This window comes from Kiloniellales bacterium, from assembly GCA_030066685.1.
GTDB lineage: Bacteria > Pseudomonadota > Alphaproteobacteria > Kiloniellales > JAKSBE01 > JAKSBE01.
On record JASJBF010000010.1, the window covers coordinates 165,232 to 187,159 of the forward strand.

Annotated in this window: 19 protein-coding genes; 10 read left to right on the forward strand and 9 right to left on the reverse strand. The window is 66.5% G+C overall.

Annotation, left to right across the window (positions count from 1 at the left end; genetic code table 11):
• Positions 1-193: 193 nt before the first annotated feature.
• The gene (locus tag QNJ30_08610; protein ID MDJ0943512.1) at positions 194-1,981 is read right to left on the reverse strand and encodes a hypothetical protein; all 1,788 of its coding nucleotides are present in this window, start codon (positions 1,979-1,981) and stop codon (positions 194-196) included.
• 150 nt (positions 1,982-2,131) lie between these two features.
• Here QNJ30_08610 and QNJ30_08615 point away from each other — a divergent pair, with 150 nt between their 5' ends.
• The 7 genes from QNJ30_08615 to QNJ30_08645 all read left to right on the forward strand — a co-directional run bounded on the left by QNJ30_08615 (position 2,132) and on the right by QNJ30_08645 (position 6,469).
• The gene (locus tag QNJ30_08615; protein MDJ0943513.1) at positions 2,132-2,548 is read left to right on the forward strand and encodes a hypothetical protein; all 417 of its coding nucleotides are present in this window, start codon (positions 2,132-2,134) and stop codon (positions 2,546-2,548) included.
• Between the two features lie 191 nt (positions 2,549-2,739).
• The gene (locus QNJ30_08620; GenBank protein MDJ0943514.1) at positions 2,740-3,390 is read left to right on the forward strand and encodes a hypothetical protein; all 651 of its coding nucleotides are present in this window, start codon (positions 2,740-2,742) and stop codon (positions 3,388-3,390) included.
• A 74-nt stretch (positions 3,391-3,464) separates the two neighbouring features.
• Entirely contained in the window at positions 3,465-4,049 is a 585-nt protein-coding gene (locus tag QNJ30_08625; GenBank protein ID MDJ0943515.1) for a hypothetical protein, read from the forward strand.
• 260 nt (positions 4,050-4,309) lie between these two features.
• Positions 4,310-4,894 (forward strand): hypothetical protein, encoded by a 585-nt coding sequence (locus tag QNJ30_08630; GenBank protein ID MDJ0943516.1) that lies wholly within the window; start codon positions 4,310-4,312, stop codon positions 4,892-4,894.
• 313 nt (positions 4,895-5,207) lie between these two features.
• Positions 5,208-5,417, forward strand: a complete 210-nt coding sequence (locus QNJ30_08635; protein ID MDJ0943517.1) for a cold-shock protein — start codon at positions 5,208-5,210, stop codon at positions 5,415-5,417.
• 187 nt (positions 5,418-5,604) lie between these two features.
• Positions 5,605-5,970: a DUF4168 domain-containing protein gene (locus tag QNJ30_08640; GenBank protein ID MDJ0943518.1), complete on the forward strand. Its 366-nt coding sequence runs from the start codon at positions 5,605-5,607 to the stop codon at positions 5,968-5,970.
• A gap of 70 nt (positions 5,971-6,040) precedes the next feature.
• The gene (locus QNJ30_08645) at positions 6,041-6,469 is read left to right on the forward strand and encodes a peptidylprolyl isomerase (GenBank protein MDJ0943519.1); all 429 of its coding nucleotides are present in this window, start codon (positions 6,041-6,043) and stop codon (positions 6,467-6,469) included.
• Between the two features lie 16 nt (positions 6,470-6,485).
• Here QNJ30_08645 and QNJ30_08650 read toward each other — a convergent pair whose 3' ends face one another.
• Positions 6,486-7,598 carry a hypothetical protein gene (locus QNJ30_08650; GenBank protein ID MDJ0943520.1) on the reverse strand — a complete coding sequence of 371 codons (1,113 nt, stop codon included), beginning with the start codon at positions 7,596-7,598 and terminating at the stop codon, positions 6,486-6,488.
• A gap of 227 nt (positions 7,599-7,825) precedes the next feature.
• Here QNJ30_08650 and hspQ point away from each other — a divergent pair, with 227 nt between their 5' ends.
• Positions 7,826-8,155: a heat shock protein HspQ gene (hspQ, locus tag QNJ30_08655; protein MDJ0943521.1), complete on the forward strand. Its 330-nt coding sequence runs from the start codon at positions 7,826-7,828 to the stop codon at positions 8,153-8,155.
• A gap of 29 nt (positions 8,156-8,184) precedes the next feature.
• On the opposite strand, the gene QNJ30_08660 is transcribed toward hspQ, so the two are convergent.
• Positions 8,185-8,454 carry a hypothetical protein gene (locus QNJ30_08660; protein MDJ0943522.1) on the reverse strand — a complete coding sequence of 90 codons (270 nt, stop codon included), beginning with the start codon at positions 8,452-8,454 and terminating at the stop codon, positions 8,185-8,187.
• Between the two features lie 247 nt (positions 8,455-8,701).
• The gene (locus tag QNJ30_08665) at positions 8,702-9,574 is read right to left on the reverse strand and encodes a DUF547 domain-containing protein (GenBank protein MDJ0943523.1); all 873 of its coding nucleotides are present in this window, start codon (positions 9,572-9,574) and stop codon (positions 8,702-8,704) included.
• 642 nt (positions 9,575-10,216) lie between these two features.
• Between QNJ30_08665 and QNJ30_08670 the strand changes: the two genes are divergently transcribed.
• Positions 10,217-11,368, forward strand: a complete 1,152-nt coding sequence (locus QNJ30_08670; GenBank protein MDJ0943524.1) for a TAXI family TRAP transporter solute-binding subunit — start codon at positions 10,217-10,219, stop codon at positions 11,366-11,368.
• A gap of 331 nt (positions 11,369-11,699) precedes the next feature.
• Here the strand turns inward: QNJ30_08670 and QNJ30_08675 are convergent, their stop codons facing one another.
• The 3 genes from QNJ30_08675 to QNJ30_08685 all read right to left on the reverse strand — a co-directional run bounded on the left by QNJ30_08675 (position 11,700) and on the right by QNJ30_08685 (position 16,142).
• Positions 11,700-13,148 carry a peptidoglycan-binding protein gene (locus tag QNJ30_08675; GenBank protein ID MDJ0943525.1) on the reverse strand — a complete coding sequence of 483 codons (1,449 nt, stop codon included), beginning with the start codon at positions 13,146-13,148 and terminating at the stop codon, positions 11,700-11,702.
• Positions 13,149-13,783: 635 nt separating this feature from the next.
• Positions 13,784-14,989 carry a tetratricopeptide repeat protein gene (locus QNJ30_08680; GenBank protein ID MDJ0943526.1) on the reverse strand — a complete coding sequence of 402 codons (1,206 nt, stop codon included), beginning with the start codon at positions 14,987-14,989 and terminating at the stop codon, positions 13,784-13,786.
• Between the two features lie 97 nt (positions 14,990-15,086).
• Positions 15,087-16,142 (reverse strand): endonuclease/exonuclease/phosphatase family protein, encoded by a 1,056-nt coding sequence (locus tag QNJ30_08685; protein ID MDJ0943527.1) that lies wholly within the window; start codon positions 16,140-16,142, stop codon positions 15,087-15,089.
• Between the two features lie 207 nt (positions 16,143-16,349).
• Between QNJ30_08685 and QNJ30_08690 the strand changes: the two genes are divergently transcribed.
• Positions 16,350-17,576, forward strand: coding sequence for a glycosyltransferase family 87 protein (locus QNJ30_08690; GenBank protein ID MDJ0943528.1), 1,227 nt, complete (start codon positions 16,350-16,352; stop codon positions 17,574-17,576).
• 31 nt (positions 17,577-17,607) lie between these two features.
• Here the strand turns inward: QNJ30_08690 and QNJ30_08695 are convergent, their stop codons facing one another.
• Positions 17,608-19,416 carry an acyl-CoA dehydrogenase C-terminal domain-containing protein gene (locus QNJ30_08695; GenBank protein ID MDJ0943529.1) on the reverse strand — a complete coding sequence of 603 codons (1,809 nt, stop codon included), beginning with the start codon at positions 19,414-19,416 and terminating at the stop codon, positions 17,608-17,610.
• A gap of 171 nt (positions 19,417-19,587) precedes the next feature.
• Positions 19,588-21,927 carry a 3-hydroxyacyl-CoA dehydrogenase NAD-binding domain-containing protein gene (locus QNJ30_08700; protein MDJ0943530.1) on the reverse strand — a complete coding sequence of 780 codons (2,340 nt, stop codon included), beginning with the start codon at positions 21,925-21,927 and terminating at the stop codon, positions 19,588-19,590.
• Position 21,928: the final 1 nt, after the last annotated feature.

Consider the following 21,928-nt stretch of genomic DNA (forward strand, 5'->3'; position numbering starts at 1 on the left):
ACCTCAGGCCGCAGTGCGGGGAACGGACAAAACTGGCGCCGTTTCCGCAAGGTTGGCCTCTTCCAGTAATCTGTTTATCGCTTTCCCAGTCAGTACACGGTGCCGGCGCTCCTCTGGCAGCAGGAGCGATGCGCCCGACGCATGCTCTCAGTTACCGTATCCTTACTGCTGGCGCAAGGGATCTGCCTTGACATCATCTGAGGGAATACAACTTGTACGAATCGCCTTCCGCGATCGGCTGCTTGAGAGCCAGCACCCAATCCGGTGGAACCATGACAGCGTCAACTCCGAACTCGTTTGCGACGTGGACCCACTCAGCGGCAGTTCGCGCTTCCCAAACTTGCTTGAACGCGCTTTTCACGATCGCCCCCCTGTAACGTGTCGCCACGGGCGGATTCTCAAAACTGACGCCGTAAGCGATCGAAATTATGCGGCGCATTTCGCTCGCAGCCCAGGGTATGTAGGGAAGCGAGTTGGTGGCTGTCGGATCTATGAGCGCAGGCAAGGCACACAGGCGTTGTGAAATGGCAAATTGCCTGTAAGAAGCGACGAGAACCAGGCCCTTCAATTCAACGTCCCTGCATTCGTTCGTATCACCATATGATGCCGCTCTTTCAAATCCGATATATGAAAGCGCCGTAAGCGAGACGGTACCGGCGAAAAAAGCCACTGCGATGACGACGTTTGTTGCGCGAACAAACAGCCTGCTTCGCGGTCTTGGCCGCTGAGTAAATCGGGCTGCAGAAACCAAGAGAATCACGAACACAAAAATCCAAAACAGCATGATTTCATGGTTCCTAACTTCAATGTACAGGCCTAGCACGAAAGAGTACATAAGTAATGTTATCAGAGCGAAGCTAGCGGAACGGTTTTGGCACATTCTGCGGAAGCTAAATCGAAACAGAGTTCCGATAAAGAAAACCTGCACGAAAAACACATTGAACATCATAAATCGACCAGGGATGGCTCGAACCATAATCTCGCTTGCAGCGCCCAAATCGCTATGGCTGATGATGTACGGCAAGGGGCTAAGAACGACGGCGAAAGACAAGGCAAGAGTAATGCTGGAGCCATGGTAAAGGCCTTGAGTTTCTTTGAGTACATGCAGCCATAGCATCATTGCTCCGCAAATAAATGCGCTGATGATAGGCAAAATTTTGAAGTCGATGTTTCTGTGATGTCCCCAGAATTGCGACCAGATCAGGAATGCATGATCGTCGGCCGAGAATTCAGACTTTGTGGTGAAGACAAAGTGATCCACCAAATAGCTGCCAAAAAGAAACAAAGTTCCTAATGATAGACCTCTTAGAATTGCCGAACATTTTTCTCTTCTTTCCTTGAGGAGCAAAAAGGCCGCTATAAAAGCAACGATTATAACTGTCCATAAGCCAAGAATTAAATGTATACAGGTCGTCAGCACTGCGAGGAAGCCCGTGGATCTGAAATAGCCCACAGCCGCAACCCCAAGCGTTAAAATTGCGAATGATGAACCGAGCCAACTTAAATGTTCGCTGCCGATATACTGAGTTGGATAGTCAGATTCGAAAATACTAAAGAAGCCATCGCGTGCAATCAGCGGCGCCAGCAAAACGGCAAGTAGCCCGTTCTTGGAAATCGAATAGAGCAGTAAAGCCAGTCCCGCTACCATTGCTGCGCCCGCCGCCGCGGAAATCGCAGCGGACATCTGACCGTGACCTAATCCAAGTGAATATCCTAGATACCCAATTTGGTGGATCAGGCTCCAAGAGTTGGTGGCCCACTCGACTGCGTATGAATTTGATGGAAAAGAATCGCGTGACAAAAATATATAGGGCACGTCGAGTGGCCGGAGCGCAACGGCGCGCAAGAATCCCCAAACCGCTCCACAGTAGAGCGATATCAGAAAGACAGTTTCAACGTCTATTTTTTTAGAAATCAAATACAGGAAAACATTTGGGGTGCGTAAAAATCTTGAGAATATTTCATACGAGGGAAGATTCATTGCATTCTCGCGGAAGTTTGCACTTGGAGATTTCGCGGTCGTCAGATTGTACAGACAGGGTGTACAGATGCGGTAACCGCCTGACAATCGCCGCTTTTAGCGGGGCGTAATAGGCCGCCTTGGTATTCGGTTGGCAATTGTCAGAGCGATTTGTTCGAGGATGAGGAGGTGCTGCGCGAGGCGCGTTTCAGGAGCGTGCCGGTCATCGAGAACCCCGACTTCTACAACGCGCCGATCGCCGCCGGCCCGCCCTTGCCGACGGACTTCACCTCCGCGCAGGGGATCACCTGCGATGACACCGTGCTGCTCTCGACCGAGGACGGAATCGTGCAGGGCGCGCCTTCCGGCCTACTGTTTCACGAGCTGGTCCACGTCGTCCAATACCGGCTCCTGGGCATCGACGGCTTCGTCACCAGCTACGTGACCGGCTGGGCCGAGGCCGGCTTCGTTCACGAGGCGATTCCCCTGGAGCGCGAGGCCTTCGATCTCCAGCAGCGCTTCAAGCGCGAACCGCAGGGGCGCTTCAGCGTCCGCGCCATGGTTTTGCAGCGGCTCGGGCTGAGCTAGCCGTCACCGGCCCGTCGTTGTCCTTCACGCCTGCTTGAGTTTGCGCCGCCGGCCTTTGCATGCGGAAGACTCCACCCTATGTCTCTCGTTAAGATCGGGAGTTCCTCGGCCGAGGCCCGCGAACGTAGGGTTCGGCCGTCTTGTCGCGCCGGACTGCGGCGGTTTTGAGTTCGATCGGGGAGAAGGCGACCGTGGAGTTGACTGAGAAGGCTCTCGGCCGGATCGCCGCGGCGGCCGCAGTTTTGGTGTTTGTTTCCGCCTGCGGCGTTCCGACCACCTACAAGTGGAACCGCGAGCAGTGGAGCCGCGGCAAGCTCGGCTACGCCGCCGCCCAGGGCGCGATGTTGACCGATATCCGCGGCAACCCCTTCACGGGACCCAAGGCGGAGCTCGACAAGGCGGTGACCGAGACCATGTACGGCGCCCACTTCGGCCCCCTGGTCCGCTTCGTCACCCAAGCCGAAGCGCCGCAGGGCCTGAAGTCGCCCTATCGGGTGGTCATGCTGTTCAATCCCGAGGAGACCACCAGGTCCAAGGAGCTCTGCACCGGCGATCCGGCGCCCGGCGCGCCGACTCCGGGCCAGGTCAAGATCGCGGCGGCGGTCTGTTCTCAGGATCTCCTCGAGACGGCGATCTGGGGCAGGGTCGCCGAGGTCTCCGGACCCGACGACGCGGGGTTCAAGGCCTTGATCCGGCAGATGACCATGCAGCTCTTCCCGCATCAGAATCCCGACGACCGCTCGGCGCAGGGGCCGGCCGGCTACGGCTCTCCGCCGGTCGAAGTGAGCGTCTTCGATGACCCGGCTTCGGGATGGCGCGCCGCGGCGGCTTCGGCGCAATAGGACTGGAATGCAGAGAAGTGGTTTCTGGTTGGCGGTTCAAGGCATGATTGAAACCGACCGAGGAGAAAAAGACCATGGCATTCAAGGCAGAGATTCTCGGACGTAGCGTTCTGGCCGCCGGTGTCGCGGCCCTGGTCGCGGGCTGTTCGGTGCCGACGACCTACAAGTGGAACTACCAGCAGTTCAGCCGCAGCAAGCTCGCCTACGCCGCCAAGGAGGGCGCGATGCCGACCGAGATCCGCGGCAACCCCTTCAACGCGCCGAAGGCGGAGGTCGACGCCACCATCCTCGACACCATGTACAAGTCGCACTTCGGACCGCCCGTGCCCTTCGTGAGCCAGGTGCCCGAGGACTTCAGATCGCCCTACCGGGTGGTCATGCTCTTCGACCCCAAGGAAACCATGACCGCCCACGAGCTCTGCACCGGCGAACCGGAGGCCGGCGATCCGGACGCCCGGACGATCAAGGTCGCCGCCGCCTTCTGCGCCCAGGATATCCACGAGACTTCGGTCTGGGGCACCGTCCCTCGCTCCTCGGGCCCGAACGACCCGGAGTTCCAGGCCCTGATCCGGAAGATGACGAACCAGCTCTTCCCGGTTCTGGAGCCGAACGTGCGAGACAACGACCCGTCGGGCAGAAGCACCCGACGGCGCCGCTAGAGCACGATTCAGACATGAGGTCGACTCGACCTCATGTCATCGTGCTCTAAACTGTTGAACTGGAGCGGGATTCAGATTTGAAGTCCAGTCGACTCCAAATCATCCCGCTCTGGGACCGGCGCCGTCCGTTGGGCATCGGCGGCAGGGAGTTTGATCTGGTTCATGTCGCTCGGGCGGCATCTCGGGCTTCAATCGACCGAGGCTTGCCCTCGAGGGGACCGGCTTCCGATTTCGCGGCACTGACCAAGGAGGATCGAGCCATGGCGCTGAATACGCGGATTTTGATGCGCGGCGCGCTGGCGGTCGGCATCGCGGCCGTCGCGGCGGGCTGCGACTGGCCGAGGACTTACAAGTGGGATTGGCAACAATGGAGCCCGAACAAGCTGCGCTACGCGGCAGGCGAGGGCGCCATGCTGACCGAGATCCGCGGCAATCCCTTCTCGGTGCCCAAGACCAAGGTCGAGGCGGTCATCACCGACACCATGTACGGCGCCCATTTCGGTCCGCGCGTGCCCTTCGTTACTCAGGTGCCCGAGGACCACAGGTCGCCCTACCGCGTGGTCATGGTCTTCGATCCCGAGGAGACCTTGAACTCCCGGAAGATCTGCGCGGAGCCGCCGCAGCCGGGCCCGGCGAATCCCGACCGGATCCGGGTCGCCGCCGCTTTCTGCTCCCAGGAGGTCCACGAGACCTCGGTCTGGGGCACCGTCGGCAGGACCGAAGGTCCCGACGACCCGCAGTTCAAGGCGCTGATCCGCAGCATGACGACCCAGCTCTTCCCGAGACAGGATCCCAACGAGCGGGACAACTTCGACAACGGCAACGACGTCGACTGGGTCCAGTAGCGGCCACCGAACCCGAGGGTGCTCTACGGGCATCGCGGCAGGTTTGGGCATGGCGATCGACCGCCGGCGTCCGCAGTTCGAGCGATGCAATACGCCGATTCGCCCTCTGCGATGCGCCGCGGAGCCGCTTCGGATGACACGCAAAGGCTTGTTGACAATTTTAACCAGTCACCGGACACTCCGCCCCTTCACCGCGTGTGTCTGGTCGATGTTCGGCTCTTGTGCCTAATTTGCTCCCGACATTGCGGCGAAGTGAGCGGCACCCGCCCCGGCGGCGGGGGCCATCAAGACTATGCAGTGAGGGATTACAGGAATGCCCACAGGAACCGTGAAGTGGTTCAACGCAACCAAGGGCTACGGTTTCATCCAGCCGGACGACGGGGATCGTGACGCCTTCGTGCACATCTCCGCCGTCGAACGTGCCGGTTTGTCCGGGTTGAACGAAGGCCAGCGCGTCGAGTACGAGCTGGTGCCGGGCCGTGGTGGCAAGGTCGCGGCCGACAACTTGAAGCTGGCCGAGTAGACCAGCCGCGCTTCGAACTTGTGCCGGCGGGTGAGGTGCTTGACCCACCCCCGGCCAAAATTTCCTCGCTGCATGGACCCCTCAAGGCGTCGGGCGACTTTTGACGCCATGCTTGACGCCGCTGCGCGCTCTTAGAGGACGGACGGAGTCCTCGATTCCCCCCAATAGCAGCGAGAGGCATAGCGATATGACTGAGTTGGCAAGGCGCGGTCTCCGCGCCGGCGTTCTGGCCGCCCTGCTGTTCCTGGCCGGCCCCCTGGCCAATGCGCAGGCCCAGGGTTCCTTCGACGACCAGAAGCTCGAGGCTTTCGTGGTCGCCGTGGTCAAGGTCGATTCCCTGATCGATAGCTGGGCGCCCAAGATTCGGAGCGCCGAAAGCCAAGAGCAAGCCGAGGCCATGAACAAGCAGGCGAATGCCGAACTCCGGCAGGCCATCGAAGAAACCGACGGAATCACGGTCGACGAATACAAGGCGATCAGCGATGCCTTGAGCAGAGACCTGGACCTGATGTCGCGGGTCGAGGCGATCTACAAGAAGCAGAACGGAGAGTGAAGCGATCGGTCGCCGGGGCAGGCGCCGAACAGGTCGCCCCGCCCCGGCCGCCGGCAGAAAGGAAGCAACGATGTCAGCGGTAAGCCCGGGCGACACGGTCCGGTTCCATTATACGACCAAACTCGAAAGTGGCGCGGAGCTCGAATCCTCGCGGGATGGCGATCCCCTGGAGGTGACACTCGGCGAGGGCAAGATCATCGCTGGCCTGGAGAGCGCCCTGGTCGGCATGGCGGCCGGCGACGCCAAGACCGTGACGATCCGTTCCGAGGACGCCTACGGCCCGCACCACGCCGAGTTCGTCCGGGTCGTCGATCGCTCGATGATCCCGCCGCACATCGACCTCGAGGTCGGCAAGGTGCTGCAGGCGGGAGCCTCCGAGGCGGAGCAGATCAGCCTGACCATCACCGAGGTCGCGGAGGAGACCGTGACCCTGGATGCCAACCATCCGCTGGCCGGCAAGGACCTGGTCTTCGATCTGGAGATGGTCGAGATTCTCTAGTACGCCTGGGGCGGTGTCAGGACCAGGCGTTCAGCGCCAGGACCTCCTCCTCCTCGGCGGGATCGACGACCGCCTCGAGATCCCGCGAATTAGCCGGCGACAGGGTGCCGCGGTAGAAGGGATCGGTGAGGCTGCGGCCCTCGGTCTCGGATAGGAAGTTGCGCGCGCCCTGGCGCCCGATACCGACCAGCATGCCGTGGCTGAGATGCAGGCGGGGCGCCACCAGGCCGAATTCGTCCGCCGCGATCCGGGCCAGGTGATCGACCGTCATACGGTCGTAGGTATCCAGGCGCCAGGCCTTGGCGAACCAGCGGTCGAAGGCCGCACGGGTGGCCCGAAGCTCTGCAGCGGCATCCTGCCCGCGCTCCATGGCGTCCGCGAAGGCCACCGCCAGGTCGCCGTAGACGCCGGCGCGCTTGGCCTTCCAGACCTCGGTCAGACCGGCTCTCGCGAGCTGCCAGGCGATGCGAGTCGCCGTCGCCTCGGCTGCCGCCTCCCGGACGCGGCGCAACAGCACGAGGTCCTCAGGCGGAAAATAGCGGTTATCCGAGAAGGCCGGATGCTGGGGTACGTGGGCCAGCTCATGGGAGAGGTAGATCAGGCGCTCGGCCCGGCTCAGGCTGCGCCGCAGGCCGATCAGACGCAGGCCCGAGAAGTAGTAGGCCAGGAGCGGGGTGTCGGCGTCCAGACAGACAATGACGTTACGACCGGCCGCGGTCCGGAGCAGCTCGACCGCCTGGGCGCTGCGGCGCAGGTCGCGGATCAGTGCCGCGATCTCGCGCTGCTGCCGGGTGGCCGGACGCTCCGCCGTGATCGGGAGGCAGGCCGCCTCGGCATTGTCGACGTGATGCCGGATGCGGTGCGAGCGCTTCGGGCCCGCCGGCAGATTGCCCTGGGCCAAGGCCGCTTGCGGGCCGCTGTCGGCGAAGGTCGCCCGTCCGCTGCCGGGCGCGCCGGGCTCGGCGACCAGGCCGACGAAGGCAGCGCCGGCGAACAGCAGCCCGGCCAGCAGCAGACAGAGCAGGGCGGCGTGGCCGTCCTGGGCGGCCCGCCGGAGCGGGCTCCAACGAGGCCGCAGAGGGGCCCCGCCGGTCCCGGTCGCCCGGCTGTCTGAACCTGTCGCTGTCACCTGTCTTGGCCCGCCCGTCGCTCGAGTCTGTCGGCTGAGAACACCGAAGCGCAGGCTAGCGCGGAATGCTTAAGACTTGGCTGCCAGCCCCTTTTCGGCGCTGGTCGAAGCCCAGAAAGCCAGGGATTCCCTTGGCCTTGGCCGGGAAAGAGCCGTATTTTCCTTTCCGGTCCGGGCGTGTAATCTGGCTGGGCAACCGAGGGAGCCAGGACGGCGAGACCTGAACGATGGAAACCAGGCTAGCGAAATTCCAGATCGGGCAGATCGTCCGCCACCGCTTCTATCCCTTCCGCGGTGTGGTGTTCGACGTCGACGCGGTGTTCTCCAACACCGAGGAGTGGTACGAGTCGATCCCGGAGGAGATCCGGCCCCGCAAGGACCAGCCTTACTATCACCTCTTCGCCGAGAACGAAGAGACGACCTACGTCGCCTACGTCTCCGAGCAGAATCTGGTCCCCGACGACACCCAAGAGCCGGTCCGCCACCCCGAAGTGCTGGAGGTCTTCTCCGGCATCGAGAACGGCTGCTACGTCCTGCGCAACCACCAGACCAACTAAAGCGCTGCGATCCCGGCCCGGAGGACGCCTCAAGGCTCCTGCCCGAGGCCGTCGCGGCGCAGGGCCCACCATTTGAAGAGGCACTGTCCGGGATCAGGGTCGGTGACGCCCTCGAGCAGGAACTCGGCCCGGATCTTGGCGGTAACCACCAATTCGGGCAGGTCCGAGGCCATGACCAGGTCGTGGGTCATCCAGTCGCAGGGATCAAGGCTCTGATAGCGCCAGTAGGTCGCCGCCATCGCCGCGCCGGCCAGGACGGCGACCAGGACGCTTGCTTTGAATAGACGCATCACGGCCATGCAGGGGCTCGCTCGACGGCTTCCAGGGGCGGCGGGAGGTCGGGATCGGCGCCAGTCTAGGGCATTAGCCGGCCGGATGGAAAGGCTTCGCGATCCAGCCGGCCGGACGTAATGCCTTCACTTCAGCGTCTTAGCGACCCATTTGCGGGCCGGACCGAAAGCTTCGGATAGGGGCCTGTGCCGGGCGTTGCGCGCCGTCTTGCCGGTCGGCGCGAGATCCCGGCCCGCGTCGCCCGGGGGCGGCCGCTCAGCCAGCGGGCCGCGACGCGTTCAGGCGCCAGTCGTAGTCGGTGTCGTGAATCTCGCCGATGGCTTTCAGCTGGCTCGCCAGCTCCGGTCCCGCGTAGCGCAGCAGGTGGGCTTTCAGGCTTTCGGGGCTGCGGCCGAAATCCTCGTAGAACCAATCGTAGATCTTGGAGACGACGACCCTGCCGCCGTCGACCGAGACGCCGCGCGGGTCGTTGACGTAGCTGCGGGCGGCGTCGTCCAGGGCGGCCTCGATCCCCTCCGCCTCGTAGGCCGCCGGGCGCAGGTCGGGGCAGCCGATCGAGGCACAGTTGACCGCGTAGTGGATCCGCGGATCCCGCCAGATCGGGCGCAGGATCCGGTGCTCGATGTCGTCCAGGGTCAGGGCCTGGCCCTCGACCTCGATCAGGGCCTTGCCCCAGGGCCCGTCCGAGAACCAGCCGGGCGAGATGTCGATGTCGCGGATCGACTCCACGGGGAAGTGGTCCAGGACCACGCGCACGGTCAGCGCGTTGTAGAGGTTGATCCAGTAGGCGAACTGTTCCGGCCTGGAGAAGCGGCTGATCGGCAGCGCGGCCATGCGGGCCAGGAAGCCGTCCAGGGCCCGGCGGTCTGCCTCGGTCACCGCCGCGTAGTCGAAGAGGTTCGCACCCTCGCCCTCCATGACGTAGGTCATCAGCAGGCGGTCCCAGTCCGAGAAGTCGATGCGCTCCTGGCTCTGCGGGTCGTGGGCCTGCCAGCGCGGCCAGACTTCGGCGCTGGGCGCGAAGAGGTTCTCCTTGGGGGTGAAAGCCGCCAGGGGCAGCAGCAGGGCGAGCGCGGTCAGGCTGCGGCCGAAGGCCCGCCGGGGGCGTCCGGCTTTGGTGGTTGGCACGGTTCCGGTCCCTTTCTCTCTTGCGGCGACTGCAGATCGATTTGGGAAGCCCGCGCCGCCCTCGCAATCAAGCCTTCGCGAGCACGGCGTGATCCCGGTGGCGTCTACCGGCTCGGCGCTGGCGCGTCGCCCAACCCGGTCCGTCAGCGATCGGCCACCCTCGGCTGTCGGCGTTCGGGGGCGAAGCGGGCGCAGACGCTTGGGACGCCGAGTCAGAGGTGGAAGGGCGGCGCGATCACCGCCGCAGCAAAAGCTGCAGCCTCTCATCCACAGGACACGGTCGATCCGAAACTCCGGCCGAGAACGACCCGCAATGCGCTTAAAGATCGTTTCCGGGCGGTCGCAGCCGACCTGCCCGGCCCGGCCCGCCGGGGGCCTCGGGGAGCGCCGTCGCAGGGACGGATCCGGATCGCGGGATCCTGCCTGGATCGAGAGGCTTTGGTTGGCTAATCCGGTTCGGCGCAGTAATTTAGGCCTCAGGGTGGCGGTGCAGACAGACGCGGCCTGGATCCTTGGTGTTTGGCATGGTCTCGACGGGGGCGCAGGCGACCTTCGGGGTTGCCTGGCGAATGCCTCATTGATAACACACCAGAGATGTCGGCCTTATGGCATATAGGGAGCAGCTGAATGCGAGGTAAATCCATGTGGCAGCGTTTGAGCATCCTGCCGGCCGTCTTCCTTTTGGTTGCGGCGGTAGGTCTTGCCGTGGCGGCGGCTCCGGCTTCCGCCCAGGATGACAAGTCGAAGAAGCAGGCATCGAACCTGCGCGAACAGATCAACCGCGGCACGGTCGGAATCATCTCCGGGGGAATCAACGGCACCTACATCCGGATCGCCAGCGATCTGGCCTCGGTTCTGGATGACGGCAACCAGCTCCGGGTCCTGCCCTTGGTCGGCAAGGGCTCGGTCCAGAACATCCGCGACATCCTGTATCTCAAGGGGATCGACATCGGGATCGTGCAGTCCGACGTCCTGGCCTTCCTCAAGCGGCAGCGGCCGCACGCCAAGATCGAGGACCGGATCCACTACATCACCAAGCTCTACAACGAGGAGCTGCATCTGGTGGCCGGTCCCGGGGTCAACTCCGTCAAGGACCTCGCCGGCAAGAAGGTGAACTTCGGCAACAAGGGCAGCGGCACCTACATGTCCTCCTCGATCATCTTCGAGAAGCTGGGCATCAAGGTGCAGCCGACCAGCTTCGATCAGGCCACGGCGGTCGAGAAGACGCGCAAGGGCGAGATCGCGGCCCTGGTCTACATCGTCGGCAAGCCGGCGCGGCTCTTCCAGGAGGCCAGCGTCCAGGGGCTCAAGCTTCTGCCGGTGCCGCAGACGCCTGAACTTCTCGAGGTCTATCTGCCGTCCCGCTTCACCGACCAGGACTATCCGGGCCTGGTGCAGGCGGGTCAGGAGGTTCGGACCCTGGCGGTCGGCGCGGTCATGGCGGTCTACAACTGGGACCCTACCGGCGAGCGCTATGCCAAGGTGTCCCGCTTCGTCGACAGCTTCTTCGGCCGCTTTAAGGAGTTCCAGCAGGCACCCCGCCATCCGAAGTGGCGCGAAGTCAACCTCAACACCGAGGTTCCGGGCTGGAACCGCTTCAAGGCGGCGAACGAATGGCTTGCAAAGGCCAGGGTCGCCCAGCAGCCGAGCCTGGAAAGTAGCTTCGCTCGCTTCCTGGCCGAGCAGGGCCCGAGCCTGCGCGGTGGTGGTGGCGAGGCCAACAACCTCGAGCAGGCGAAGGACGAGCTGTTCCGCCAATTCCTGCTCTGGCAGGCGAAGCAGCAGAGCCAGTAGCCGGCTTCCGGGCCTCACCGCTCCGGCGCGGAGTCGTCGGATCGGGCTTCAGACGATGGCAGCCGTGGGGAGCGGATTCCCGCTGCCGTGCGCGCCGCTTCGCCGCTTCCGAACCCCGAATCTAAATCGTCCCGGATCGGCCCGATCCGGGACGAAACGCTCGAGCTATTCGAACAACAAAGCAGGAAACGCCTCGTACGGCTGAGGCGTCACGCGTTCATGCTTGAGGGCCAGGCATCCGCAACCCGGCGCCCCTGGAGCGGGCTGACTTGAAGTCGAATGGACGTCAAGTAAGCCCGCTCAAAGGGCCGAGCGGCGAGCCCGCCTGAGATCAGCGGTTCTGCACCCAGTTGCGGAGCCGATCGAGCCGGCTCTGCGCGGCGCCGTCGCCCGCCTGGACGGCTTCGCCGTAGAGCGCCAAGGCCCGATCCGCATCTGGTTCCGGACCGTTGATCTGCGCTTCTGCGAAGTACAGGGGATCGTAGGTCATGGCCAGCGCCGTGCGCCCGGCGGCGCTGCCCTGGCTGATCGCCTCCTCGAAGAACAGTCGCGCCGAGGCGATGTCGCCCAGGGACAGCAGCTCGTTGCCGCGGCCGATGTGCCAGGCCCCGGGGTCCGAGGGGTTGACCGCCGGCAGGGTCGGTGCCAGGGCGGCGGTCTGATCGCGCACCGACGGTCGCGTCTGCTGCGTCGGTGCCGCCGCCTCTATCTGGGGCGGGGCCGGTGCCTTGGCCGCAGGCGGACTTGGCGCCGGTGCGGTGGGCTGGATCTTCGCGACCTGGGTCCCGAGCATGTGATCCAGCAGGCTGCGGCTGGCGCGGCCGTCGACCCCTAGGCCGTGGGTTTGCTGATATTCCCGGATCGCCGCGCTCAGTTGCGGGGTGGTCCGTCCGTCAAGCGTGCCGGGGTCCAGGCCGGCCCGCTTGAGGCCGAGCTTGACCAGGCGCACGACGCTGCTGTCCGCAGAGCCGGCATCGGGCACGGCGGCGGCATCCCGGTTGCCGCCGTCCGGGGCGCCGGACTTGGTGGCGACGATCTGTTCGTTCGCCTTTCGCGCGACGACCAGACAGTGCTGGCCGGCATCGGTGACGCTGATCTGTGCGCAGAAATCCTGGGCGGTCGACTCGCTCGGCAGGTAGCCGGCCAGGCCACGATAGACGACCCGGTTGCCCTCAAGGGCGACGCGGCGAAGCTCCAGCGTGGTGTCGCCCAGAAGCTCCGGATAGGCCTTTTGAAGCCGGGACCACTCGGTCTTGGCCTCTTCGAGGCTGGTCGGGGCGATCACCTCCACGGTGTACTGCGTCGGCGCGACCGCCCTTGGTCGCGGCTCTGCAACGGGTTCCGCCGGCTCGGCCCGCGCGGTCTGGCGCGGCTCGGGTGCGGGGATGCGCTGAGGTTCCGGGGGCGCGGTGAAGGTCTCCGCCTCGGCCGTCGGGCTCGGCGCCGTCACCTCCGGCGCGGCCGGGATCGCGATCCGGGCCCCTCCGCTCGGGGCGGGCGCGGGCGCCGCCGGTGCTTCAGTGGCGGGGCGGCCGGCGAGCAGGCGCTGCAAGGTCTCCGAGGCCCGCGGCGGGGCCTCTGTCGCCTGCTCTGCCGGCGCCGCTGGCGCTGCCGGCGGCGGGCTGGACCCCTCGGCCTCGAGCTTCGCCGGCTCGTTCTGGGCCGTGATTACCGGCAGGTCGCTGCGCTCGGCGACCATGCCATCGCGCAGGCTGCGCACGACCAGAACGCCGACGCCGATGCTGACCGCAAAGACCAGAGCCAGGATGGTCGGACCCATCCAGCGTGTCCCGCTCTTCTTATCTTGCGGCTCGGCCTCGCTACGGCGTTGGTAGATGAAGTCGGGCGGCGGCTCGGGCGCCGAAAGTCGAAGCGAAAGGATATCTGCGGCGCGCTGTTCCGACGCCAAGTTCTCCGGAAGGGGAGGACTCGGCGCCTCTCGCCGCCATGGAAACCGGGATGACACCAGCAGCTCTCCTCAGCAAAGTCTCCTCAACCAAAAACCCAAGGTCACGACATCCTCGTGGCCCTGAGGTTCCGGCCGGTCTGAGTGTCGCCGCCGCTCACTCCGCGCTTCAGGCTCCCTCCAAGCTTTGCGCCAAGAATTGCTTCCGCGGCGACAGTCTCCGCCTCTTCTCCCGTTAACCAAGATTAAGGCTGAAAGACTACACGCACGCCAAGTATAGTCAAATTCCGAATCCGAATACCGTGACAAGTTTAAACCAAAACTGTGCGGCCACAAGGGGATCAAAGGGAAAATCAGGGGAAAACGGTTAATCTCTGTTCGGCCGCCCCAGTTCTTGTCAAATAGACGCGGCTCGGCACGGCGCGGGTGTCAGGGTTCGGCGATGACCTTCTTCGCTTCGACACCGGTGCCCGGATGTGGCGGCCGGCCGCGCCGGCGCAGCTCGACACTCAACCCTCGCTGTCGCCGGCGGGCGCCGCGCCTTCGAGCTCGGCCTCCAGGGCCTCGAGCTGTGGCAGGGCCGGCCGGTAGCCCGCCTCAACGGCGGCGCGCAGCCAGCGCCGGGTCTGATCCAGGTCTTGGGGCACGCCCTCGCCCCTGCGAAACAACTCGGCCAGCTTCACCGCAGCCTGGCCCCAGCCGGCTTCCGCCGCCGACTGCAACAGCGCCGCGGCGCGCTCGGGGTCCCGGGCCACGCCCAGGCCGGCGAGATGCAGCTCCGCCAGCTCCAGGCGGGCAACCTGCACCGCCTGCCATTGGGCCGGCCGCAGGCGCGGATGATGGTAGGCGTAGAGGTCGGGCCAGCCGACCGGCGACCGGCTCGGCCGCTCCGCGGCCGCGGCCACCTTGCGATACCAGGACGCCGCCGCCTCGTAATCCTGGGTCAGGTCCTTGCCTGTGGCGAGGCGCTGGGCCAGGCCGAGCTGCGCCGAGGCGATGCCGTTCTCGGCGGCGCGGCGGAGCCAGTGCAGGGCCTGGACCGGGTCGCTCTCCTGGAAGACCACGGCCAGGCTCGCCTGGGCCGGTCCGTGGTCCTGGCGGGCGGCGTCCTGCCACCAGGCCATGATCTTCTCCGAACGCCGGGCCTGCTCCTCGATCGGGACCTGGTCGTCCTGGTAGAACAGCATGCCGAGGGCGTACTGCGCCTCCGGGTGCCCGCCTTCCGCCGCCTGCCGCAGCAGGTCCTCCTTGCGCGCTTGCCAGCCCGGCCGCCGCCGCTGCTCGACCAGGCGCGCCAGGGTGATCCGGGCGAAGGGATTGCCCGCCGCGGCCGCTTCGGCCAGCAGGGTCTCGGCCCGGTCGAGGTCCTGCAGGGTGCCGAGGCCGCGCTCGTAGAGCCGGGCCAGATTGTACTTGGCGGCGATCACGCCGGCCTCGGCCGCGCGCTCGTAGAGGGCGAAGGCCTCTCCGAAGCGCTGCTTCGTCCCCAGGCCCAGGTTGGCCAGGACCCCCAGGTTGTTGGCGGCCGGGGCATGGCCGAGGCTGCTGAGGCTCTGGAACAGCGCGAATGCCGCCTCGTGGTGGCCCTGCTCGTAGAGCCAGACGCCCGCCCGGTTCTTCAAGGGGTAGCTGGCCGGCAGCGGCACTAGGACCAGGATGACCAGGACCGCGAGGCCGAAGCAGGCGTAGAGGCCGGCCTTCAGGAGCAGCTTCATCGGGTTTCGTCGGCCATCGGGGGCGGACTCCGGTTGGACCCACGTCCTGTCCTAGCGCCGCAAAAGCTAACAAGACCTTAAGGGCGCCCTTCGGCGGTCAGCGCGCTTCCGGCTTGGTCGGCCGGTCGCCCGCTCCTGGCCGCGGTTCCGGGCCGGCATCGTCGCCGCGGTTGGGCAGAGTGCCGGCGGGCCGCGGCCAGTGCAGCGCCGCCGTGACCGCGGCGTGGTCCGAAAGGGCGTCGTAGGGCAGCGACCCGAAGGTCTCGACCCCGGCCTCGCGCACCCGGATCCCCGGGCCGCGCAGGAAGATGTAGTCGATGCGCCGGCGTTCCCAGCTGTCGGTGCCGCCCAGGGCGAGGCCCAGGTCACGGAATCCTAGGGGCGCCAGCCGTCGCATCAGCCCCTGGTACTCGCCCTCCGGATCGGCGCGCGCTGCCGGCGAGCCGTCGACGTTGAAGTCACCGAACAGCAGCGCCGGCAGCCGGGGATCGGCGCGCGCCTCGATGAAGGTCGCAAGCTCGACGATCTGGCGGCGCCGGATCTCGGCGTGGTTGGCCTGCAGGTGGGTGACGAAGACCTCGATCGCGTCCTCCACCGCCGACCTGCCGCCGCGCCCAAGCCGGGCGTGCAGCACGCCCTTGGCGGTCAGGGCGTCGGTTCCGCGTGCCGCCCCGAAGACCCGGGAGCCGCTGGCGATGACCGGCAGCCGGGTGACGATCGCGACTTCGTCGTCGGTCACCGCCATGGGCACGTCCGAGGTCGCGAAGGCGGCCAGACCCGCCAGGCTCGGCCAGCCCCGGGCCGCCGGCGGCAGGCTCGGCCCCGCGAGCAGCTGGAAGCTGTGGCCGCCGCCGAAGCGCGAGGGCTTGCCGCAGGCCGGCGCCGCCGACTCCATGGCCGCCAGGATCTGCCGTCGCCGTCGGTCGTTGATGGTCTCGTTCAGGGCGACGATGTCGAAGCAGGCCAGCGCCCGGCCGATCGCCCGCGCCCGCTCCTCGGTGTTGGGATAGTGCTTCGGGGAGGCCCGGCTGAAGTCCCAGGGCGCGACGAACTGGACGTTGTACTGGATGACCTCGAGGCCTTCGGCACGGGCGCAGGACAGCCAGGGCCCAAGCGCGCAGGCGGCAAGGCTCAGAAGGACGAGCGGCAGCATCCGACCTGCCTCACGACGCCGCAACCGAAACGGATCCTGCATGCCCCTCGCCCGCTGTGCCGAGCCCGAGAATACCCGACGGCGGCGCGATGCCCAGGCGAGTTTCCGGTGATTTTGTCGTGCCGGCGCCGGGGCGCATTAACCGGGATCCAAGGATCGCCTCGCTATCCTGCCGCGCAACGTCGCGCCGAGAACCGGGTTCCCGCTTTGATCGACGACCTGAAATACATGTCCTGGCTGACGCCGGCCCGGCTGATGGCCTATGCGGCCGTCTTCGCGGTCGTGTCCATCGCCGCCTACGCGATCGACCTCTCGGGCCAGACCGCGGTCGGGCTCAGCGACGGCAAGGGTCGGCCCCTGGGTGACGATTTCGTCAACTACTGGTCGGCGGCGGTCCTGGCGGTCGAGGGCCGCACGGCGGAGATCTACGACCTCGCGGCCTTCAACGCCTTCCAGAGCGGCGCCTTGGCGGCGCCGCTCCAGCCCTACCATTTCAGCTATCCGCCGGTCGCGCTGGTGCTGCTGTGGCCCCTGGCCGCCTTGCCCTACGTTCCCGGCCTCGCGGTCTGGCTGTTGAGCGGCCTGGCGTGCTTCTGGGCCGCCCTGTCGCTCAACCTATCGCGGCGGCTCGCCCTGCTGGCCGCCGTGGCGACCCCTGCCGTCTTCATCAACGCGGTCGCCGGGCAGAACGGCGTCTTCTCGGCGGCGCTGCTCGGCGGCGGCCTGACGCTCCTACCGAACCGCCCTGCCCTCGCCGGGGTCCTGATCGGCCTGCTCTGTTACAAGCCGCAGCTGGGCCTGCTGATTCCCTTCGCGCTGGCCGCGGCCGGCCAGTGGCGCGCCTTCCTCTGGGCGGCCGCCACCGTCGCCGCCCTGTTCACGGTCTCTCTCGCCTGGTTCGGCGAGGGCATCTGGGCCGACTACCTGGCGCGGGCCGAGTTGCTGAAGCGCGCCGTCCTCGAGAACGGCAGCGTCTTCTGGCATCGCATGCCCTCGATCTTCGCGGCCCTGCGCAGCTGGGGCGTCGCGACGCCCGCGGCCTACGGCGCCCAGCTCGCCACCGCCTTGATCGCGTTCTGGGTCACGCTCCGGGTCTGGAGGTCGCCCTGCGAACAGGCGGCGAAGTCCTCGATCCTCCTGATCGCGACCTTCCTGGTGAGCCCCTACGCCGTGGACTACGACATGGTCGTCCTGATCTTCGTCGTCGCCTTGACCGCCGCCCAGAGGCCCGCGCTCTTCGACGCGCCCTGGGTGCGCTGCGCCCTGGCCGGCCTCTTGCTGTTGCCGATGGTTCACGCACCGCTGATGCGGCTCTGTCCCCTGCCCTACGGGCCCGCCGCCCTGCTCTTCGCGCTCTGGGCCTACCAGCGGGCCCTCGGCATTCCGCTCGGATGGCGCGCCGCCGCGCTTCCGGCCGCCCCGGGCAAGGATTGACCGCGCCGGGACCCAACCCTTCCGGAACGGCTTAGAATGCCTCCGCGTCCAGGGCCATCAGCGGCTTCTTTCCGGCCATGATGGCGGTGAAGAGAGCCGAGGACTCCGGCAGCACCCGGGCCATGTAGAAGCGCGCGGTCGCCAGCTTCGCCTCGTGGAAGGCGGCGTCTCCGTTCGCGGCTCCGTTGGCCCCACCATTGGCCTGGGGCTTACTGATCACGACCATGCGGGCCCAGAGGTAGGCCAGCGCCGTCAGGGCGAAGAGCTTCAGGTAGTCGGTCGAGGCCGCGCCTGCCTCTTCCGGATCGGCCAGGCCCTGCTGGGCGATCCAGGCGGTGGACTGCTGCAGCTTGGCGAAGGACTTGGCCAGCGGCAGCACGAACTCGGCCATTTCGGGGTTGGTCTGATGCTCTTCGATGAAGGCCTGGACCGGGTGGAAGAACTGCCGCAGCAGGCGGCCCATGCCCTGGCCCAGCTTGCGGCCGACCAGGTCGAGGGCCTGGATGCCGTTGGTGCCTTCGTAGATCTGGGTGATCCGGGCGTCGCGGACCAGCTGCTCCATGCCCCACTCGTGGATGTAGCCGTGGCCGCCGTAGACCTGCTGGCCGGTGTTGCTCAGCTCGAAGCCGGCATCGGTCAGGTAGGCCTTCACGATCGGCGTCATCAGGGCGACCAGGTCGTCGGCCGCCTGCCGCGCCTCGGGGTCCGGATGCCTCTCCGACCGGTCGACCGCGGTGCCGACCCAGAGCGCCAGCGCCCGGCCGCCCTCGATGATGGCGCGCATCTTCATCAGGTTCTTGCGCACGTCGGGGTGGACGATGATCGGGTCGGCCGTCGCCTCGGGCTCCGCCGCGCCCTTGAGCGCGCGGCCCTGGCGCCGGTCCTTGGCGTAGGCGACCGCGGACTGGTAGGCGGTCTCGGCCAGGCCCAGGCCCTGGATGCCGACCGCCAGGCGGGCGACGTTCATCATGGTGAACATGTAGCGCATGCCCTTGTGCGGCTCGCCGATCAGCCAGCCCTGGGCGTCGTCGAAGTTCATGACGCAGGTCGCAGAGGCCTTGATGCCCATCTTCTTCTCGATCGAGCCGCAGCGCACGCCGTTGCGCGAGCCGACGCTGCCGTCCTCCTTCGGGATGAACTTGGGCACGATGAAGAGCGAGATGCCGCGGACGCCCGGCGGCGCGTCGGGCAGCTTGGCCAGCACCAGGTGAACGATGTTATCGGTCAGGTCGTGCTCGCCGGCCGAGATGAAGATCTTGGTGCCGTTGATCCGGTAGCTGCCGTCATCGTTGGGATCGGCCTTGGTCTTGATCAGGCCCAGGTCGGTGCCGCAGTGCGGCTCGGTCAGGCACATGGTGCCGGACCAGGTGCCGTCGGTCAGCTTGGGCAGGTAGAGGCTCTTCTGGTCCTCGCTGCCGTGCAGCTCCAGGGCGTTGTAGGCGCCGTGGCTGAGGCCCGGGTACATGCCGAAGCTCAGGTTGGTCGAGCAGATCAGCTCGTCCAGGACGAACTGCAGGGTCTTGGGCAGGCCCTGGCCGCCGTATTCGGGATCGCAGGACAGGCCGGTCCAGCCGTTCTCGCAGAAGGCCGCATAGGCCTCCTTGAAGCCCTTGGGCGTGCGCACCACGCCGTTTTCGTAGTGGCAGCCCTCGGCGTCGCCCGAGAGGTTGAGCGGCAGCAGCTCGTTCTCGCAGAAGCGCGCGCCTTCCTCCAGCACGGCGTCGAGAAGCTCCGTGGTCGCTTCCTCGTAACCGGGCAAGCCGGCGACGGTCTTCTCGTAGTCGAAGACCTCGTTCAGCAGGTAGCGGATGTCGTCGAGCGGTGCGGCGTAGGTGACCATGGGTCCTCGTTCCTCAAGTTCCTTCGACGCCTTCTGCTTCGGCGCCTGAGTTTTCCCCTCCCCCGACCCCCTCCCGCCAGGGCAGGGGGACCCCGGTTCGAGGCCTCGCTTAGCTCCCTCCCTCTCGATGGGGGAGGTCGGGGAGGGGGTGGATCCCTCGTCCCTTCGGTCTCAGTTCCTCAGCGGCTTGCCGGTGGTGATGGTGTGCTCCATCCGGGCCAGGGTCTGGCTGGTGCGGGCCAGCTTCATGAAACTCGCGCGCTCCAGGGCCAGGATCTCATCCTCCGGGATCGGCTCGGTCTGATCCGCGCCGGGCCCGCCGGTCAGGACGTTGGCGAGCTCGCCGGCCACGGTCTCGTCGTGCGGCGTGACCAGGCCCTTCAGCTTGAGGTCGTGCAGCGCCAGGTTCAGCGCGGCGCGGCCCGAGGGTCCGGGCAGGGTTAGCTCGATCGGCTCCGGCGGCCGGTAGCCTTCGGCCAGCTCCAGGGCCTTGGCCTTGGCGTCGGCCAGCAGGCGGTCGCGGTTGAAGCTGATGCCGTCGCTCGGCCGCAGGAAGCCCATCTCCTGGGCCTCGAAGGCCGACTTCGCCACCTGGGCGGTGCCGATGGTCTCGAAGGCCTTGGCGACGTGCGGCATGGGGCCCTTGGGCAGGCGCGGATTTTCGGCCAGGCGGTGCATCAGCTCCTTGGTGCCGCCCCAGCCCGGGATCACGCCCACGCCGACCTCGACCAGGCCGATGTAGCTCTCGGCGTGGGCCTGGACCGCATCGGCGTGCAGCAGCATCTCGCAGCCGCCGCCCAGGGCCAGGCCCGAAGGCGCCGCGACCACCGGAAAGGGCGCGCGCTTCAGCGCCAGATAGGTCTTCTGGCCCTCGCCGACCATGGACTCGATCATCGGCCACATCGCCGTGTTGGCGGCGAAGAGCGCGAGGCCCAGGTTGGCGCCGGCCGAGAAGTTGCTGCCCTCGTTGTAGAGCACCAGGGCCTTGTGCGCCTTGGGCACGATCTCGATGGCCTTGCGGAACAGGGCGAAGACCTCGGGGTCCAGGACGTTGAGCTTGGTGTGGACCTCGAAGCAGAGCACGCCGTCGCCGACGTCCCAGAGGCTGGCCGAGCCGTTCCGGGCCAAAGGCTCGCTGCGCCGCTTGACGTCGGCCAACAGCTCGACGCCCGACGGGCGCTCCACGTCGTGGTAGCCGCCCTCGACGCCGAGGTACTGCAGCCGGCCGCCCTCGACCCGGTAGAAGCTGCCGGCCTCGGCCGCGGTCTTCAGCAGCGGCGGCACCGGCGCGCCCTCTGCCTCCAGGCGCCTGGCGAAGTCGGCGGCGCCCAGCTTGTCGATCAGCTCGAAGGGCCCGAACTTCCAGTTGTAGCCCAGGCGCATGGCGCGATCGACGTCGGCCACGCTGTCGGCGATCTCGGGCACCAGGGAGGCCGAGTAGTCGAGCAGCCGCGACATCACGGTCCAGGCGTAGACGCCGCCCCTGTCCTCGTGCGCGACCAGGGCCTTGGCGCCGCCCTGCTTGGCCGCGTCCAGGCTCTCCAGATGGACCTTCTGGGCCGGGGCATAGGCGCCGGTCTGCAGGTTGCGCGCCTCCTTGATGCGCTTGCCGCCCTCCTTGTTGAGCCGGAAGAAGCCGCCCTTGCCCTTGCGGCCGGTATAGCCGGCCTCGATCATCTCGCGGACCACAGGCAGGTCGCGGCGCACCTGGTTGTAGGCGTCGTCGGCCGGCAGGTTCTCCGAGAGGCTGCGGTCGACGTGCGGCATAAGGTCGATGCCGACCAGGTCCATCAGGGCGAAGACGCCGGTCTTGGGGATGCCCAGCGGCCGGCCCATGACGGCGTCGGCCTCCTCGACCGAGAGGCCCTGGTCGAGCGCCGCGGCCACCGCGGCCTGGACCCAGAAGGTGCCGATACGGTTGGCGATGAAGCCCGGTGTGTCGTTGCAGGCGACCACGTCCTTGCCCAGGCGCCGGTCGGCGAAGTCGCTCAAGGTCGCGACGGCGTCGGCCCGGGTGTCGGGCCCGGCGACCACCTCCAGCAGGCGCATGTAGCGCGGCGGATTGAAAAAGTGCGTGATCAGGAAGTCGGGCTTGAGTTCGGCCTCCATGCCCTCGACCAGCCGCGCCAGCGGCAGGGTCGAGGTGTTGGAGGAGACGATGGAGCCCGGCTTCCGGGCCGCCTGGATCTTCTTGTAGAGCTCCTGCTTGATGTCCAGGCGCTCGATCACGACCTCGACGATCCAGTCGCAGTCGGCGAGCTGGTCCAGGTCGTCCTCGATGTTGCCGGCGGTGACCCGCTTGGCCGCCCGCCTGCTCATGAAGGGCGCCGGATCGGCCTTGAGCATCTTCTGGATCGCGGTCTTGGCGACCACGCTGCGGTCTTTTGCCCCGTCAGGGACGATGTCCAGCAGGACCACCGGGATCCCGGCATTGGCGACTTGAGCGGCGATGCCGCCGCCCATGACGCCGGCGCCGATGACGGCGACCTTGTTGATCGACTTCTCCGCCATG